This window comes from Flavobacterium sp., assembly GCF_029945805.1.
GTDB lineage: Bacteria > Bacteroidota > Bacteroidia > Flavobacteriales > Flavobacteriaceae > Flavobacterium.
This window is the reverse complement of record NZ_JAQSDH010000018.1, coordinates 36055-52961: the sequence shown is the minus strand read 5'-3', so window position 1 is coordinate 52961 and position 16907 is coordinate 36055. Positions and strand designations below refer to the sequence as shown.

General features: G+C 36.1%; 12 protein-coding genes. 5 read left to right on the top strand and 7 right to left on the bottom strand.

Annotation, left to right across the window (positions count from 1 at the left end; translation table 11 throughout):
• The first annotated feature begins 361 nt into the window (after positions 1-361).
• The gene (locus PSU83_RS04460; protein ID WP_300587165.1) at positions 362-895 is read left to right on the top strand and encodes a hypothetical protein; all 534 of its coding nucleotides are present in this window, start codon (positions 362-364) and stop codon (positions 893-895) included.
• Between the two features lie 57 nt (positions 896-952).
• Here the strand turns inward: PSU83_RS04460 and PSU83_RS04455 are convergent, their stop codons facing one another.
• Complete coding sequence (locus PSU83_RS04455; protein WP_300587162.1) at positions 953-1645, bottom strand: SIMPL domain-containing protein; 693 nt, start codon at positions 1643-1645, stop codon at positions 953-955.
• 46 nt (positions 1646-1691) lie between these two features.
• Entirely contained in the window at positions 1692-2324 is a 633-nt protein-coding gene (locus PSU83_RS04450) for a rhomboid family intramembrane serine protease (RefSeq protein ID WP_300587159.1), read from the bottom strand.
• 103 nt (positions 2325-2427) lie between these two features.
• Here PSU83_RS04450 and PSU83_RS04445 point away from each other — a divergent pair, with 103 nt between their 5' ends.
• A complete protein-coding gene (locus PSU83_RS04445; RefSeq protein ID WP_300587157.1) occupies positions 2428-3300 on the top strand; it encodes a lysophospholipid acyltransferase family protein in 873 nt (290 codons plus the stop codon).
• A 32-nt stretch (positions 3301-3332) separates the two neighbouring features.
• On the opposite strand, the gene PSU83_RS04440 is transcribed toward PSU83_RS04445, so the two are convergent.
• Entirely contained in the window at positions 3333-4817 is a 1485-nt protein-coding gene (locus PSU83_RS04440) for an aminotransferase class V-fold PLP-dependent enzyme (RefSeq protein WP_300587155.1), read from the bottom strand.
• A gap of 185 nt (positions 4818-5002) precedes the next feature.
• On the opposite strand from PSU83_RS04440, the gene PSU83_RS04435 reads away from it, so the two are divergent.
• Genes PSU83_RS04435 through PSU83_RS04425 form a run of 3 tightly spaced genes read left to right on the top strand, consistent with a single transcriptional unit; the run spans position 5003 to position 8419 of the window.
• Positions 5003-5854 carry a hypothetical protein gene (locus tag PSU83_RS04435; RefSeq protein WP_300587153.1) on the top strand — a complete coding sequence of 284 codons (852 nt, stop codon included), beginning with the start codon at positions 5003-5005 and terminating at the stop codon, positions 5852-5854.
• Positions 5855-5864: 10 nt separating this feature from the next.
• A complete protein-coding gene (locus PSU83_RS04430; RefSeq protein WP_300587151.1) occupies positions 5865-7250 on the top strand; it encodes a DUF1800 domain-containing protein in 1386 nt (461 codons plus the stop codon).
• Between the two features lie 2 nt (positions 7251-7252).
• Positions 7253-8419 (top strand): DUF1501 domain-containing protein, encoded by a 1167-nt coding sequence (locus PSU83_RS04425; protein ID WP_300587149.1) that lies wholly within the window; start codon positions 7253-7255, stop codon positions 8417-8419.
• A 73-nt stretch (positions 8420-8492) separates the two neighbouring features.
• Here the strand turns inward: PSU83_RS04425 and secDF are convergent, their stop codons facing one another.
• The 4 genes from secDF to asnB form a co-directional block, all read right to left on the bottom strand.
• Positions 8493-11450, bottom strand: a complete 2958-nt coding sequence (secDF, locus tag PSU83_RS04420; protein WP_300587147.1) for a protein translocase subunit SecDF — start codon at positions 11448-11450, stop codon at positions 8493-8495.
• 296 nt (positions 11451-11746) lie between these two features.
• Positions 11747-12682 carry a malate dehydrogenase gene (gene mdh / locus PSU83_RS04415; RefSeq protein ID WP_300587145.1) on the bottom strand — a complete coding sequence of 312 codons (936 nt, stop codon included), beginning with the start codon at positions 12680-12682 and terminating at the stop codon, positions 11747-11749.
• Positions 12683-12839: 157 nt separating this feature from the next.
• Entirely contained in the window at positions 12840-14780 is a 1941-nt protein-coding gene (gene gyrB, locus PSU83_RS04410; RefSeq protein ID WP_300587143.1) for a DNA topoisomerase (ATP-hydrolyzing) subunit B, read from the bottom strand.
• A 268-nt stretch (positions 14781-15048) separates the two neighbouring features.
• Positions 15049-16722 carry an asparagine synthase B gene (gene asnB, locus PSU83_RS04405; RefSeq protein WP_300587142.1) on the bottom strand — a complete coding sequence of 558 codons (1674 nt, stop codon included), beginning with the start codon at positions 16720-16722 and terminating at the stop codon, positions 15049-15051.
• Between the last annotated feature and the right edge of the window lie 185 nt (positions 16723-16907).

Genomic DNA, 16907 nt, shown 5'->3' with positions numbered 1-16907 from the left:
TCCTGCTCTCCCCACAAAAAAACCGATTAGGAAACTAATCGGTTTTTTATTTTGTAAAAATGCCAAAAGCTCACTTTTGAAAATTTTTACAAAATAAAAAACAGAAGACTACTTTTCGTAGGCTTTTAGGTTTTTTTGTGTCAAATTACCACTGAAGGCTCAACGCAGTTACTCCTGCTCTTCCAAAAAGTATAGCTATCTCAAACAAAAATAGGCTTAGTTTACTCGAAAGTTTTTCCGTTGGATGTATTCGCAGAGCCTCTCATTTCGTAACGTTGAGAAGCAAAATGCTGTCTCTTAGCTTATTTTAACATTTTATTTATTATTAAAAACTTATATTTGATTTCTAAAATTTAACCCTATGAAATCAAAATTAATATTCTGTTCACTATTCGCCCTTTCGATTGCCTTCACTTCTTGTAAAAAAGAGGATGAAACCGAAACTGCTACAGCAAGTGAAACACCACAGCCACTTATAGTACCTAGAGTACAACCTATTCCAACGGAAAACTATGCGCAACCCAACCAACAGCAGGTTAACATGCCTACTCAGAATATGCCACAAGCAGTAGCTCAAGCACCCGTTGTTACCAAAGCAGGAATGAATCCAGCACATGGACAGCCAGGACACCGCTGCGATATTGCGGTTGGTGCACCCTTGAATTCTCCAGCTACCAAACCTGCCGCTACGACAATTAATCCTGCAAAAGCATCGTTTACAACTTCAACTGTTTCAAACCCAACCGCAACAGGATCATCCGGAGTACCTGATCTTTTAAAACCAAATGCAGCACCTGCACCTACAGCGCCTGGCATGAATCCACCACACGGACAAGAAGGCCATCAATGTGGAGTTGCAGTCGGAGCCCCTTTACCCAAAACAGATTCTCAGTAATATAAAAAGCCTCGAAATTTAATTTCGAGGCTTTTATTTTTATTCTAATTCCGAATATTATTCTAAAGCGAAGGTTACACTGACATTTACATTAACTTCCATTTCACCAACCGCCAACGTTTCTCTTGAACCAGCAACTTCCGCCGTTGCCATCATGTTCATCTTGTACATTGGTTGCGGTATATAATTTTGAGTGTTATCAGCTATTAACAAAGCTTTTCCAACTTTCTGACCTAAAACGGAAACATAATCTTGAGCTTTTTGCTTAGCATCTAAAACAGCTTTCTTTCTAGCATCTCTTTCGTAATCAGCTATTTTTGAAGATTTAAATTCAACACCATTGATAGTATTTACACCTGCGTCATTCAATCCCATCATTATTTCATCATATTTCGATAAATCTTTCAACGTAATACTCAACGTCTGATTTGCTTGAAAATTATATTTCTTTTTTTCATAATCGTAACTTTTATTAAGACTTACATTATTTGTTTTATAATCGCTAGCTGGAATTCCCGTTTTCTTCAAGAACTTGATTACTTTATCAACCACTTCGTCGTTAAGCGTCTTCACTTCTTTTGCATCCTTACCTGCGTTTTGAAAACCAACCGAAATTAAGGCCTGATCCGGTGTTACTTTTATTTTTCCTTCGCCAGTAACTGAAATTTGCGGTACTAGTTTCTGCTCCTGAACTTGAGCTTGAGTGCTTAATGCAAAAAATGTGGTCAAAATTAATACGGTAGTTTTCATAGTTTTTTATTTAGAATTTAGTTTGTCTTTTCAAAAGCTGTGCCACTTATAATTTTCCTGTTTTGGCCATAACAAAAAGTATAACGATAGGAATAGCTAAAGCTACGACTGTAAAAGTACTTTCCTGAATCAATACTGGATCTTTAATAAGTGTAATAGCATATCCGCCAATGGCTCCACCAAAATGGGCGGTATGGCCAATATTGTCTCTTCTAGATTTCATTCCGTAGATCGAATAGAACAGATATAACATTCCGAACAGATAACCTGGTATAAAACCGTAAATCGAAATTCTTGGTTCAAGTAATATTGCCGAATAAATAATCCCTGTTACGGCACCAGAAGCTCCAACAGCACTATAACTGTATTCATTACCATGAAAAACCATGGTAAGCAAACTTCCGAAAATCAAACTAGCAAAATAGATCAATAAAAAGGAAAGATTTCCTAATTCGCCATAAACATATGGTGCGAAAAAATAGAGTGTTAGCATATTGAAAGCCAAGTGCATTTCATCAGCATGCAGAAAACCCGATGTAACCATTCTAATTTGTTCTCCCGAACGAATGCTTCCTACATGAAATTGGTATTTCCTAAAAAAATATTGATCTTTAAATCCAATATAACTAACGATAACATTCGCTGCTATAATTCCCCATAAAAAAATTCCTTCTACCATTTTTCAAATATTTTAGTAAAATTAATAATACTTCTTTACCATTTGTTAAATAGAAACTATTAAAATGAGTTTTAACTTTATATTTGTATAAAATTTAAAACGAATGCAGTTTATAGTCTTTATTATTCTCTACCCAATCATTTGGTTCATTTCAATTCTTCCATTTCCGATATTATATTTGTTCTCTGATTTCGTTTGTTTTTTGGTATACAACGTCTTTGGATACCGAAAGAAAATAGTGCGTGAGAATATTGCAATGGCCTTGCCAAATTTATCTGAAAATGAAAGGTTACTAATCGAGAAAAAGTTCTACCATCATTTGTGCGATATGTTTCTTGAAATGGTGAAAACGATGTCCATTACCCAGAAAGAATTAGACAAACGGTTCGTCTTCACAAATTTGGAGGTCTATCAAAATCTAGAAAAAGAAGGAAAAAGTATTGCATTGCTTTGTGCTCATTATGCTTCCTATGAATGGGCAGTTTCTATGAATCACCACATTCAGTTTGAAGGTTATGCAATTTATAAAAAACTATCCAACAAACACTTTGACAAACTCGTGCGTGATATTCGATCTAAGTTCAAGGCAACATTACTTAACACTAGAGAAACTATTCCAACTATAGAGCACAATGCCAAAATCAAGCATTTAGGCGTTTATGGGTTGGCCAGCGATCAATCGCCACAAGCAACTAGAGCAGTTCATTGGTCCCAATTTATGGGAATTGAAGTGCCGGTCCACACTGGTGCTGAAATGATTGCCAAACGATTTGACATGAATGTAATATTTCTAAAGAATAAGAAAGTAAAGCGAGGTCATTACGAAGCTACTTTTGAACTTATGGTTGACAATCCAAAAGATGTTGCTGATTTTGAAATCTCAGATGAATTTTTAAGAAGAGTAGAAAAACAAATCCACGAAGCACCAGAATTTTATTTGTGGACACACAAACGTTGGAAACATAGACGAAAATAGAATTCAGATTACAGATTTTAAGATATCGGAAATTAGAACTTGAACCAATTTTTTACCATCGCTTTTTCTTGATTCAAAGCATTCTTATGGGCAAATTCATTAGTTTTAGCATCATAGTGGTATTCTTTTGCCCATTCTTCATGATTTTGTGCCAATGATTTGATACTATCGCAAACCATCTTTATCTCTTCCGAAGTCGTTGTTGGATGAATGGACATTCGGATCCATCCCGGTTTTTTAATTAAGTCTCCCGATGTAATCATGCAAACTAAATCATCAGATGTTTCTTTGTCAACATGTAACAGATAATGACCGTAAGTTCCGGCACAACTGCAACCCCCACGAGTTTGTATACCAAATTTATCATTTAATAATTTCACTCCAAGGTTAAAGTGCAAATCATCAATATAAAATGAAACCACTCCTAACCGATCTTGATGTTGGTTGGCTAAGATTTTAAGATTGTCTATATGGTCCAATTCAGAGAAAATATAATCCACAATTTCATGTTCTCTTTCTAAGATATTTTTAATACCCATCTGTTCTTTCAACTGAATCGCCAAAGCCGTTTTTATCACCTGAAGAAAACCTGGCGTTCCTCCATCTTCTCTATCTTCAATATTGTCAATATATTTGTGTTCGCCCCAAGGATTTGTCCATGAAACAGTTCCGCCACCCGGACAATCAGGCACCGTATTTTTATATAAATTTTTATTAAAAATCAATACTCCCGAAGTTCCTGGTCCACCTAAAAATTTGTGTGGTGAAAAGAAAATGGCATCCAAATAACGTTCATTGTCTGGATGCATATCAATGGCTACGTACGGCCCAGAACAAGCGAAATCCACAAAGCAAACACCATTGTTTTGGTGCATTATTTTGGCTACTTCGTGATATGGTGTCCTGATTCCGGTAACATTCGAACAAGACGTTATCGAAGCAATTTTAAAACTTCTGTCTTTATATTTTTCAAGTAGTAATTTGAATTCATTCAGACAAAACAAACCATCTTCTGTTGCGGGAATAACAACAACATCAGCCATAGTTTCAATCCATGACGTTTGATTCGAATGATGTTCCATGTGCGAAATAAAAACAATAGGTTTTAATTCCTTTGGCACATTGGTAAATTCTCTAAGATTTTCGGGTATTCTAAGTCCAAGAATACGCTGGAACTTATTTACAACACCTGTCATTCCAGTTCCCGTATTAATTAAAACATCATCATCGTTAGCATTTACATGATGCTTAATAATGTTTTTTGCTTCGTGATACGCCATGGTCATAGCAGTTCCCGAGATGGTGGTTTCAGTATGTGTGTTTGCCACAAACGGACCAAAATCATTCATTAGTTTTTCCTCAATCGGGCGATACAATCTTCCGCTGGCTGTCCAATCAGTATAAACAATTTTCTTCTTTCCAAAAGGCGTTTCAAACTCCTGATCAATTCCAATAATGTTTTTACGAAATTGTTGAAAATAGTGCTCTAATTTTGTTTCGGTTGCTGTACTAATCATTAGGTAACAATTTAACTCCAAAGATACATTATTTTTAATTTTAGATAGCGAGAATTCAACTTCATTGTGAAATTCACAAATTTAACAAAGCAGTTAAACCTTGTATTTTTTATTCAGTCATAACCACCTAAAATCTAAAGTTATGAAATCAAAAAAAATACGTAACAATAAAGAAATATAAAATCATGAGAAAAAAAATAATTTTACTTTTTTCCGTTCTTCTCGGAACAACTATAATGTTTGGTCAGGAAGATAATCGTCCTGAAAATACAGGCGACAATTTTAGCTTAGAAGGTGCTTTGGAATTATTTAAAAACTCGAATTCTCTCGAAGAATTTGAAAAAAATCTCAATCAGGAAAACAGTCAAGTAAACAATCTTGATTTGGATGATGATGGTCAGACCGATTACATCAATGTAGAAGATATTACGGAAAATGATACCCACATCATTGTTCTTAGTACGTATCTAAACGAAACGGAGAAACAAGACATTGCAGTAATTGCGATTGAGAAAAAAGGCGATGGAAATGCATTTCTCCAAATTGAAGGTGATGAAGACTTGTTTACGAAAAACACTATTGTTGAACCATCAAGTCAAGAAAAGGGTGCCGTACAGCAATTGAAAGCCGAATCTAATGTGGCTGTTGTCAATAATGCAGCTGCCACTGTTAATGTTTGGGTTTGGCCAAGTGTCCGATATGTTTATGCCCCTAATTACGTAGTCTGGGTTTCACCTTACCGCTGGAGAGCTTATCCTGGATGGTGGAGACCATGGCGACCGATAGGTTACCGAGTATTTTATGGGAATGGAACGCGCTATCGTCCACATTATCATGTTGTAACTGTTCGAAGAGTGGCGGCAGTTCGTAAAGTATATTATCCCAGAAGACATACTTCCACACTGGTCGTACACAACCGCAGAGGAACAACCGTAATTCAAAAAAACAAAAGAGGCAACGTCAAAGCCGTGAAGGTGAAAAGAAACAGAACCAAAGTAAAATCGGCCGCGAGAGTAAAATCTAGAACAAGAAGATAAAATTAATGTTATGAATAAGAACACACTGTGGTCACTTCGTCTCGGATTTTCTGGAAAGCAAAGCAAAACTATCGAACAGATGGGATTGTCTAAATTTTTAGAGCAATCTTTTCATAATGAGTTTGACACAAAAGTTCCATCTCTTTTAGACAACAGTCCAAAATCCTTAAAAGAATTAAAGGAAAAGCGTCAGGAACTTAAGAAATCAGATTCGGCTGATGCAAAAGAACTGCTGAAAGCTGAACTTCTGGTTTCACAGGAAATGAAAGCCTGGTGGCTGAACAAAATGATTGAAGATGACTATCCTCTTCGAGAGAAAATGACCTGCTTTTGGCACAATCATTTTGTGTGTACGTATCAAAAAGTAAAAGTAAATCATTGGATTTATCAGCACAATCAGCTATTGAGAGAAAATGCGTTTGGTAATTTCAAAACTTTGACCAAAATGATGCTTCAATCCAATGCGATGGTTCGTTATTTGGATAATGTTGATAACAGAAGAGATAAAATCAATGAAAATCTAAGCCGTGAATTACTTGAACTTTTCACTCTTGGAATTGGTAATTATACTGAAGATGACATTAAAAATGGAGCGAAAGGTTTAGCCGGACTCAATATTGGTGAAGACAAAGCTGTTTACAGAAGACTTTTGGAAAACAATGACACTGTAACGTATTTCGGTAAAACCGGAAATTTCAAAGCAGATGAAATGGTTGATATCATTTTTGAGCAGAAAGCAGTTCCGTATTTGATTACACGCAAAATACTACAATGGTTTGTTTATGATAATCCGATGCAGGAATTGGTTACTTATTATGGTGATTATTTTAGAAAAGTGAATTTCGAAATCAAGCCTTTGCTGACAAAAATTTTTAACGAAGAATTTTCGAAAGACAATGCCGGAAGCAAAATAAAAGACCCTTTGGTTTACATATTACAGTTGATGAACGAATTGAACGTAGAAAAATCAAATTCGAAATTACTGGCATTTTACCTGAAGCAGCAAGGAATGGATTTATTCAACCAACCCAATGTTAAAGGCTGGAATGGCGGTAAAGAATGGATAAGTTCACAAGTGTATTTACAACGCAACAACGTTGCAGATTTATTGTGTAACGGAAGAAACATCAGCCGAAAAATCCAGAATACTGATATGATGAATGGTAAAACGAATCAGCTTTTGAAAGTGGCATTAAAATGGAATAAAGTTGGCAACAACAAAACAATAATAGTCGAACTTCAGGATAGATTACTATTTCAAACAAATGAAAATCTACAGAAAGATTGGGAGACAATTCTCAAATACGATTTCAATCCGAAAGCTGAAGGTGCAGATAACGCCGTGATGCGTTTGTTTAACAATATGGTCAAAACTCCCGAATTTCAAATTATATAGCAATGAACAGAAGAAACTTTTTATCATTGACAGGAACTTTTACAGGCGGAACACTACTTCTACCTGATTTTCTACACGCGTTTGGTTCACACACTAATTTGGTTATTGGTGAACAATGTCTTGTATTTATTCAGTTGAATGGTGGAAATGACGGTTTGAATACCTTTATTCCGTTTGAAGATCCTTTGTATTATGAACTTCGTACTAAAATTGCTTTGTCAAAAGACACTAGTATAAGTAGAAATAAAGGCATGGCTTTCCACCCGGCTTTGAAAGATTTTGCAACTATGCAGCAAAGTGGTGACTTGACTGTTATTCAAAATGTAGGTTATCCAGAACCGAACCGATCGCATTTCCGCAGTCAGGAAATCTGGCAAACCGCTTCGGCATCGAACCAATATTTAAGTAACGGATGGCTGGGCAGATATTTGGATTTGCAGTGCAATGAACACGTACCAACAGCAGGAGTTAATTTTGATAGCATCGATACTTTATCATTAAAAGGCAACGAACCTAATTCGATAACTGTTAAAGATCCAAATCGATTTAAAATCAAAAATAGTAATGAAGATGCTGTAAAACTTTCTGATAATCCGCAATTGGATTTTGTACGCAAGGTTGCTTATTCTGTTTCAGAGGGTTCAGATGCTATTCAGAAAGCGTTGGCCAAATCAACAGCTGAAGTCAATTATCCAAAAACTGCTTTAGGAAAAAATGTAGAGTGGATTTCCCGACTGATTAAAGGAAATTTGAATTCGAAAGTTTATTATACTTCACAGAATGGTTATGATACGCATGACAATCAAATCCATATTCAGAATCGTAATTTAACCGAACTGAACGATGCAATTTTCAGTTTTTATTCCGATTTGAAAAAGTCTAACTTATTACAAAATGTCACTTTGGTTGTATTTTCAGAATTTGGAAGACGGGTGAAAGATAATGGAAGCGGGACGGATCATGGAACTGCGGCCCCAATGTTCATAATCGGCGGAAGCAATAAAGGAAAAATAATTGGCAACAATCCAAATCTGTCTGATTTGGATAATGGTGATTTGAAACATGAAATTGATTTCAGAAGTGTTTACGCTTCGTTACTCCAAAATAAAATGAATTTTGATTACGCTAAGATTGGAATCAACACTACCGTTTTGAACGGGATATTTTAGGTATTAGATATTCCGCAAATAAAAAAGGGTTGTCAAATTGACAACCCTTTTTCTATTTTATAAACTAAGTGATTTAGTTACCGTGTCGTTTTTCAACATCATCCACATCTTTTTTACTCATTGAGTCGACCAATACAGGCGTTGCAATAAACAAAGAAGAGTACGTTCCGATTATAATACCAATCAACATCGCGAAGATAAATCCTCGGATTGATTCACCACCAAAGATGAACATGATTAACAATACCATAATCATCGTTAAAGAGGTATTCAATGTTCTAGATAAAGTTGAGTTAATAGAGGCGTTTACAACATCTTTTAAGTGACCTTTTTTATCTCCAGCAAGGAATTCTCTTATTCTGTCAAATACAATAACGGTATCATTCATAGAGTATCCAATAACCGTTAGAATAGCTGCAATAAAGTGCTGATCCATTTCCATGTGGAATGGCATGTATTTGTACAACAAAGAGTAGATTCCTAATACGAAAATAACGTCGTGTAAAACTGCTGCAATAGCTCCAAGAGAATACTGCCATTTACGGAACGAAATTACAAGATATAAACCAACAACCAACATAGCACCTAAAACAGCCCAGAAAGAGTTTGTTTTAATATCTGCAGAAATTGCTGCGCCCACTTTAGAAGATTGTAATACTCCAAGTTTTTTACCATCGTAAGAATTGATGAATTTATCATAATCCATACTAGTGTAATATTTCTTTAAAGACTGGAATAACTTATCGTTAACTTGCTTATCCACTTCAACGCCTTCTTCTTTAATCTTATATTTAGTTGTAATTTTCAATTGGGTATCATCACCAAATACTTTTGCTTCAACGGGAGTTCCAAATTCTGCTGATAATTCATCAGAAATTTTAGATGATTCCACTGGTTTTTCAAATTTGATCTGGAAGGTTCTTCCTCCAACAAAATCAACACCTTCATCCAATCCGTTAAAGTAGAATGAAACACAACTTCCCACTACCACGAAAGTAGAAAACAAGTACGTCCATTTTTTGACTCCGATGAAATCGAAATGGAAACCTGTAAACCAGTTTTTAGTAATACTAGTTGAGAACGTAAGACTTTTATTGTTAGCGATATCTCGGTCGATGAAGATTCTTGCAATAAAGATTGATGTAAATAGAGACGTTATAATACCTATTAATAACGTTAAGGCAAATCCTTGAACTAATCCAGTTCCAAAAATATATAAAATGGTACCTGTTAAAACGTGAGTAACATTGGCATCAATAATAGAACGCATAGCACCTTTCCAACCATACGAAGAAACAACAGCTTCGCCAAGGGTCTTTCCATCGCGCAATTCTTCTTTCGCTCGTTCATATATAATAATGTTGGCATCCACTGCAGTTCCTAAGGTTAACACGATACCTGCAATACCAGGCAATGTTAATACGAAACCAAAACTTGCCATTACTCCAAATAAGAATAATAAGTTCAAGATCAAAGCAGCGTTAGCATACCAACCAGCTCTACCATAATAGAACACCATCCAGAAACATACTAAAAGGAAACCTACGATAGATGAAAGTAAACCGGCATGTATTGCCATTTCACCCAAAGAGGGTCCTACAACTTCAGACTGAATAATTTCAGCACTTGCAGGTAATTTACCAGCTCTTAAAACGTTAGCTAAATCTTTTGTTTCCGCAACATCAAAGCTTCCTGTAATTTCTGATCTTCCACCAGAAATTGGTCCAGTAGTTACTCCTGGCGCAGAATAAACTACATCATCCAAGGCGATAGCGATACAACTTTTCTGAGAATAAGCTCTTCCAGTTAATTCTTCCCAAACACGCGCACCTTGTCCGTTCATTTGCATAGAAACGGCTGGTTTACCCATTTGGTCGAAGGTATCACCTGCATCAACAATAACACCACCGCTCATTGGCGCGATATTATCTCTATTGCTTTTTAAAGCGTATAATGCAACTGTTTCAGTTTCTTTTTTAGTTTTTTCGTCAATATTAACCACTGGTTTACCCCATGCAAATTTAACGTAACGCTGATTTGCTGGCAATAAAGCACGAATCGCAGGTCGGTTTAAATATTCTGTAATCGTATTGGCATCTTTAGAATCCACAACGATTAACATTGCGCCACCACCTTGACCAACAATTTTATCAGCAATTGGACCTTTACTTTCTGTTGCAGCTGCGTCCTTATCTTTTTTGGTTGCAAGCAAATTAGCAAGAGAATCTCCTAGTTTTGCAGCTTCCACTTTTACATCCGTTTTAACCGTAGCTTTCAGAGCAGTATTGGCTGCATCCAAGAAGCCCATAATTTCTTCAGACTTGTAGGTTTCCCAAAATTGTAGTTCCGCCTTATCAGAAACTAATTTCTTGATACGATCCACATCTTTCGCTCCCGGTAATTCAATAAGAATTCTACCCGTTTGTCCAAGTTTAACAATGTTAGGTTGTGTTACACCAAATTTATCAATACGACTTCTCAATACTTCAAAAGCAGAAGCTACAGATTCGTCCAGTTTTTTAACCAAGAATTTTTTTACTTGATCATCAGACATTTTTGAATCCACTTGTCCTTGATTATTTCTGTTAGCAAAAATATCAGGAGAAGCTAAATTTGTAGTTCCCTTATTAGCTTCAAAAGTTTCAAAAAATGAATCTAAATACGATTGATTTCCTCTTTGATTCGTTTTTGCGTCCTCAAGTGCTTTTAAAAATACTGGATTTTTAGAATTATTAGACAACTGTAATAAAACTTCTTTAACAGAAATCTGGATAATTACGTTAATTCCTCCTTCAAGGTCAAGCCCTTTGTTGATTTGCTTATCTTTTACTTCATTGTAAGTGAAAAAATCTAAAAAGACTTTTTGTTTACCAATAGAATCAAGATATTTAATCTCTTTTTCAGGATTTCCTCCTGCGAAGTTTTTGGCGTCATCTTTTACTTTGTTTGCCACAAATGTGAAAGAAAGCGAATAGATGCTTACCAATGCAAATAGAATTGCAAAAAATTTAACTAGTCCTTTATTCTGCATTATTACTAAAATTAATTAATTTTTGTTTATTAATATTGATTCAAAAAAATTCAAAAAAGACTTGAAATCCAAGAGATTGTAGCTATAACCTATTGTATTTAGAAGGTTTCGGGTTTTTTTGAAACGTGCAAATATATAATTCTATATATCATTAAACAATATTTTATCGATTAATATCAAAAAAAACTGTTAAAAAAACAACACCGTCAATTTAACTGAAAAAACCATTTCTTTTTGACCTAAAAAAACCCTCGATTACTCGAAGGTTCTTTCTATTTTAAACTTCACTAATACGACTAGCCCAATATCGATTTTAAATCGCCATTCATCGCTCTCACAGCATCGGCACTTTTTGCGAATTTCGTTTTTTCTTCATCGTTTAAAGTGATGTCAACAATCTTTTCTACACCATTTTTACCAATGATACAAGGTACTCCGATGCAAATATCGCTTTGACCATATTCACCTTCGAGGTAAACGGAACACGGAATCATTTTCTTTTGGTCGTTCAAAATGCTATCCACCAAAAAGGCTACTGAAGCACCTGGAGCATACCAAGCTGAAGTTCCCAATAAACCTGTTAATGTAGCTCCACCAACCATCGTATCTGCTGACAATTTAGCTAATTCTTCTGCTGATAAAAATTCAGAAACTGGCACTCCATTATAAGAAGCCAATCGTGTCAACGGAATCATTGTGGTATCACCGTGACCACCAATTACCATTCCTTGAATATCGTTTGCCGGTTTGTCTAAAGCTAATGACAAATACGTTTTGAAACGAGAACTATCAAGCGTTCCACCCATTCCTATGATTCTGTTTTTTGGTAAACCTAACGATTTGAAAGTCAAATACGTCATTGTATCCATTGGATTTGAAACAATTACAAAAATCGCTTTTGGTGAATGTTGTAACAAACTTTCCGCCACCGATTTCACAATTCCAGCATTAATTCCAATCAATTCTTCACGAGTCATTCCCGGTTTTCTCGGAATTCCAGAGGTAATAACCACTACATCACTGTCAGCCGTTTTAGCATAGTCGTTTGTGCTTCCAACCAATTTTGTATTGAAACCTAAAGTAGTTTGGGTTTGCATAATGTCTAACGCTTTTCCTTCTGCAAATCCTTCTCTAATATCTACCAACACAATTTCGCTGGCAATTCTTCTGTAAGCAATAGCATCCGCGCATGTCGCACCAACGTTTCCTGCTCCTACAATTGTAACTTTCATTTTATAGTATTTTGTTGTTGTTTTATTTTTTGAATTCATCCTGAATTAATTTCAGGAGCTAATCCCGCTTTCCGTTGCAATCTTTTTGTTTTGAAAAAGCCCTTCGACTGCGCTCAGGGTGACAAAAAAAAAGGATTTCCACTACTATCGGGGCTAGTTAGGCATCGATTTTAGCATACACCGCATTCTTCTCGATAAACTCTCTACGTGGTGGAACCTCATCGCCCATCAACATTGAGAATACTCTATCAGCTTCAGCCAAACTATCAATAGTTACTTGACGTAAAGTTCTGAAACTTGGATCCATTGTAGTTTCCCACAATTGTTCTGCGTTCATCTCTCCAAGACCTTTATAACGCTGAATACCGGCGCTTCCACCCATTCTTGCATTCGCCGAATCGCGTTGATCGTCATTCCAAGCATATTCTTTTTTTGTTCCTTTTTTAACCAGGTATAAAGGTGGCGCCGCAATATAAACGTGTCCGCCTTCAATCAATTCTTTCATAAAACGGAAGAAGAAGGTCAAAATCAAAGTAGAGATGTGACTACCATCGACATCGGCATCACACATAATGATTACTTTATGGTAGCGCAGTTTTTCAATATTCAACGCTTTACTATCTTCTTCAGTTCCGATAGTTACACCTAATGCCGTAAAAATATTCCGAATCTCTTCGTTTTCAAAAACTTTGTGTGGCATCGCTTTTTCGACGTTCAGAATCTTACCTCTTAAAGGTAAAATCGCTTGAAAGTTTCTATCGCGCCCTTGTTTAGCGGTTCCACCCGCCGAATCTCCCTCGACTAAATACACCTCGCATTTTGCTGGATCTTGTTCTGAACAATCTGATAATTTTCCAGGCAAACCTCCACCACCAAGAACGGTTTTACGTTGTACCATTTCACGCGCTTTCTTTGCCGCATGACGAGCTTGAGCCGCCAGAATAACCTTTTGAACAATGATTCGGGCATCATTTGGATTTTCTTCCAAATAATTTTCTAACATTTCTGCAACCGCTTGAGAAACCGGAGAAACTACTTCTCTGTTTCCTAATTTGGTTTTAGTTTGTCCTTCAAATTGTGGTTCCTGAACTTTAACCGAAATAATAGCTGTCAATCCCTCACGGAAATCGTCACCCGTAATTTCAAATTTTAATTTATCTAATAACCCTGAAGAGTCAGCATATTTTTTCAATGTACGCGTTAATCCCATACGGAACCCTTGCAAATGCGTTCCTCCTTCGTGTGTATTGATATTATTTACATAAGAGAAAATATTCTCAGAATAACTGGTGTTATAAACCAGCGCCACTTCAACAGGAACTTCACCTTTTTCGTGCTCCATGCTGATCACATGCGAAATGATGGCTTCTCTTCCTTTATCTAAAAAGCGAACAAATTCTTTTAATCCTTCTTGTGAATGAAAAACTTCAGAGGCAAATTCACCTTTTTCGTTTATATCTCTTTTATCAGTCAGCGTAATAGTTATTCCTTTATTCAAGAAAGACAATTCACGCATACGACCAGCAATAGTATCGTATGAATACTCAATAGTTTGAGTAAATATGGACTTATCAGGATGAAAAGTAACCATCGTTCCGCGTTTGTCTGTTTCACCAATTTGCTTAACAGGATACATCGCTTTTCCTTTTTCATACTCTTGCTCATACACTTTTCCTTCTCTGAAAACCGTCGCTCTCAAATGATCCGATAGTGCATTAACGCACGAAACTCCGACTCCGTGAAGTCCACCCGAAACTTTATAAGAATCTTTATCGAATTTACCTCCAGCACCAATTTTGGTCATTACTACCTCAAGGGCAGAAACGCCTTCTTTTTTGTGCATGTCAACTGGAATTCCTCGTCCGTTGTCTTCAACGGTAACCGAATTGTCTTCGTTAATAAAAACGCTGATCGTGTCGCAATGTCCAGCTAAAGCCTCATCGATAGAGTTATCCACAACCTCATAAACCAAGTGATGTAAACCTCTAACTCCAGTGTCTCCAATATACATGGAAGGACGCATTCTAACGTGCTCCATTCCTTCTAATGCCTGAATACTATCGGCAGAATAACTATTCTTTTTAATCTCGTCGCTCATATTATTATATCGTAAAAAATCTATTTTTTGTGAAACGAGCAAATATAGAGAAAATCATTAAATTTAGGACTACCAGACGCGACTCAAAAGGGTTAAGTTATTAACATTTTTGGCATTATTTCAACAAAAAACGCCTATCAAAAGGACAGGCGTTTTGAATCTGAAACAGTTTCAGATTTAACCAACAAACAAAACTTGAGTTTAAACTCAACACACTAACATTGACTTTTTTTGTTTTAATACAAAACTTTTATTTTTAGAAAACTATTTACACTTTGACATAAGCGTCATCGTGAACACTTGCCACGGCTCTTCCTGAAGGATCATTCATATTTTTAAACGCTTCATCCCACTCTAAAGCAATTTTGGTACTGCACGCGACACTTGCTTCCTGAGGAACGCTTAAAGCGGCAGCATCACTTGGAAAATGTTCATGAAATATCGAGCGGTAATAATATTCTTCTTTAGATGTTGGCGTTTGTATCGGAAACTTAAATTTGGCATTCCCTAATTGTTCGTCCGAAACAGCTTTTGCAACGACTTCTTTCAAGGTGTCTATCCAACTGTAACCAACGCCATCACTGAATTGTTCTTTCTGTCTCCAGGCTACACTTGCCGGAAGCATATCTTCAAAGGCTTTGCGAAGTACCCATTTTTCCATTCGTTCTCCGTTAATCATTTTGTCCTGCGGGTTAATTCGCATGGCAACATCCATAAATTCTTTATCTAAAAATGGCACACGGCCTTCAATTCCCCATGCCGCTAAACTTTTATTCGCACGCAAACAATCGTACATGTGCAGTTTGCTTAATTTTCGTACCGTTTCTTCATGGAATTCCCTTGCATTTGGCGCTTTGTGGAAATACAAATACCCACCAAACAATTCATCCGAACCTTCTCCAGAAAGTACCATTTTGATTCCCATCGATTTGATGACTCTTGCCATCAAATACATTGGCGTGGAAGCTCTAATCGTAGTAACATCATAGGTTTCTATATTGTAAATCACATCGCGAACGGCGTCTAATCCTTCTTGAATGGTGAATTTAATTTCGTGGTGAATGGTCTTTAAATGATTCGCTACTTTTTGGGCCGCAGCCAAATCAGGCGAACCTTCTAAACCCACTGCAAACGAGTGCAATTGCGGATACCAAGCATCCAGAGTGTCGCCTGATTCTATCCGTTTTTGTGCATATTTTTTGGCTATCGCCGAAGTAATCGAAGAATCCAAACCGCCAGAAAGCAAAACTCCATAAGGAACATCGCTCATCAATTGTCTGTGAACGGCAGCTTCTAATGCTACTTTGATTTCTTCAATACTAGTTGCGTTTTCTTTTACAGCGTCATAATCCGTCCATTCACGTTTATACCATTGTACAAATTCGCCATCTTTGCTTGACATATAATGTCCTGGCGGAAACAATTGTATTTTGGTACAATACCCTTCTAACGCTTTTAATTCGGAAGCAACATAAAACGTTCCATTTTGGTCCCAACCAATATACAACGGAATAATCCCCATATGATCTCGGGCAATGAAATATTCATCTTTGGCAACATCATAAATTGCAAATCCAAAAATGCCATTCATCTCATCTAAAAAGTGAACCCCTTTTTCTTGGTATAAAGCTAAGATTACTTCGCAATCACTTTCTGTTTGAAAATTGTATTTGCCTTCAAATTGTTTGCGTAATTCTCTATGATTGTATATTTCGCCATTGGCAGCTAAAACCAAACTTTTATCTTCACTAAACAAAGGTTGTTTCCCAGAAGCCGGGTCAACAATCGCCAATCTTTCATGTGATAGAATCGCTTTGTCATTACTAAAAATACCGCTCCAATCGGGACCACGATGGCGAATAATTTTAGACATTTCCAATACTTTTGGTCTTAAAATTTCAGCTTTTTGTTTCAAATCAAAAGCACATACTATTCCACACATATATTCTTTATTTTATTTTGATAGGCAAAGATGTACTAATAGTTACAAATGAGAAACATATATTATTAATTAGTTATAAATTATAACTAATTAATAAAATACTATTCACTTATGGAAGTAAAACAGATTGAAATTGACACTTAAGTAAATAAATAGCAATTTAAAAGTTAAGTTTACAAACTAAA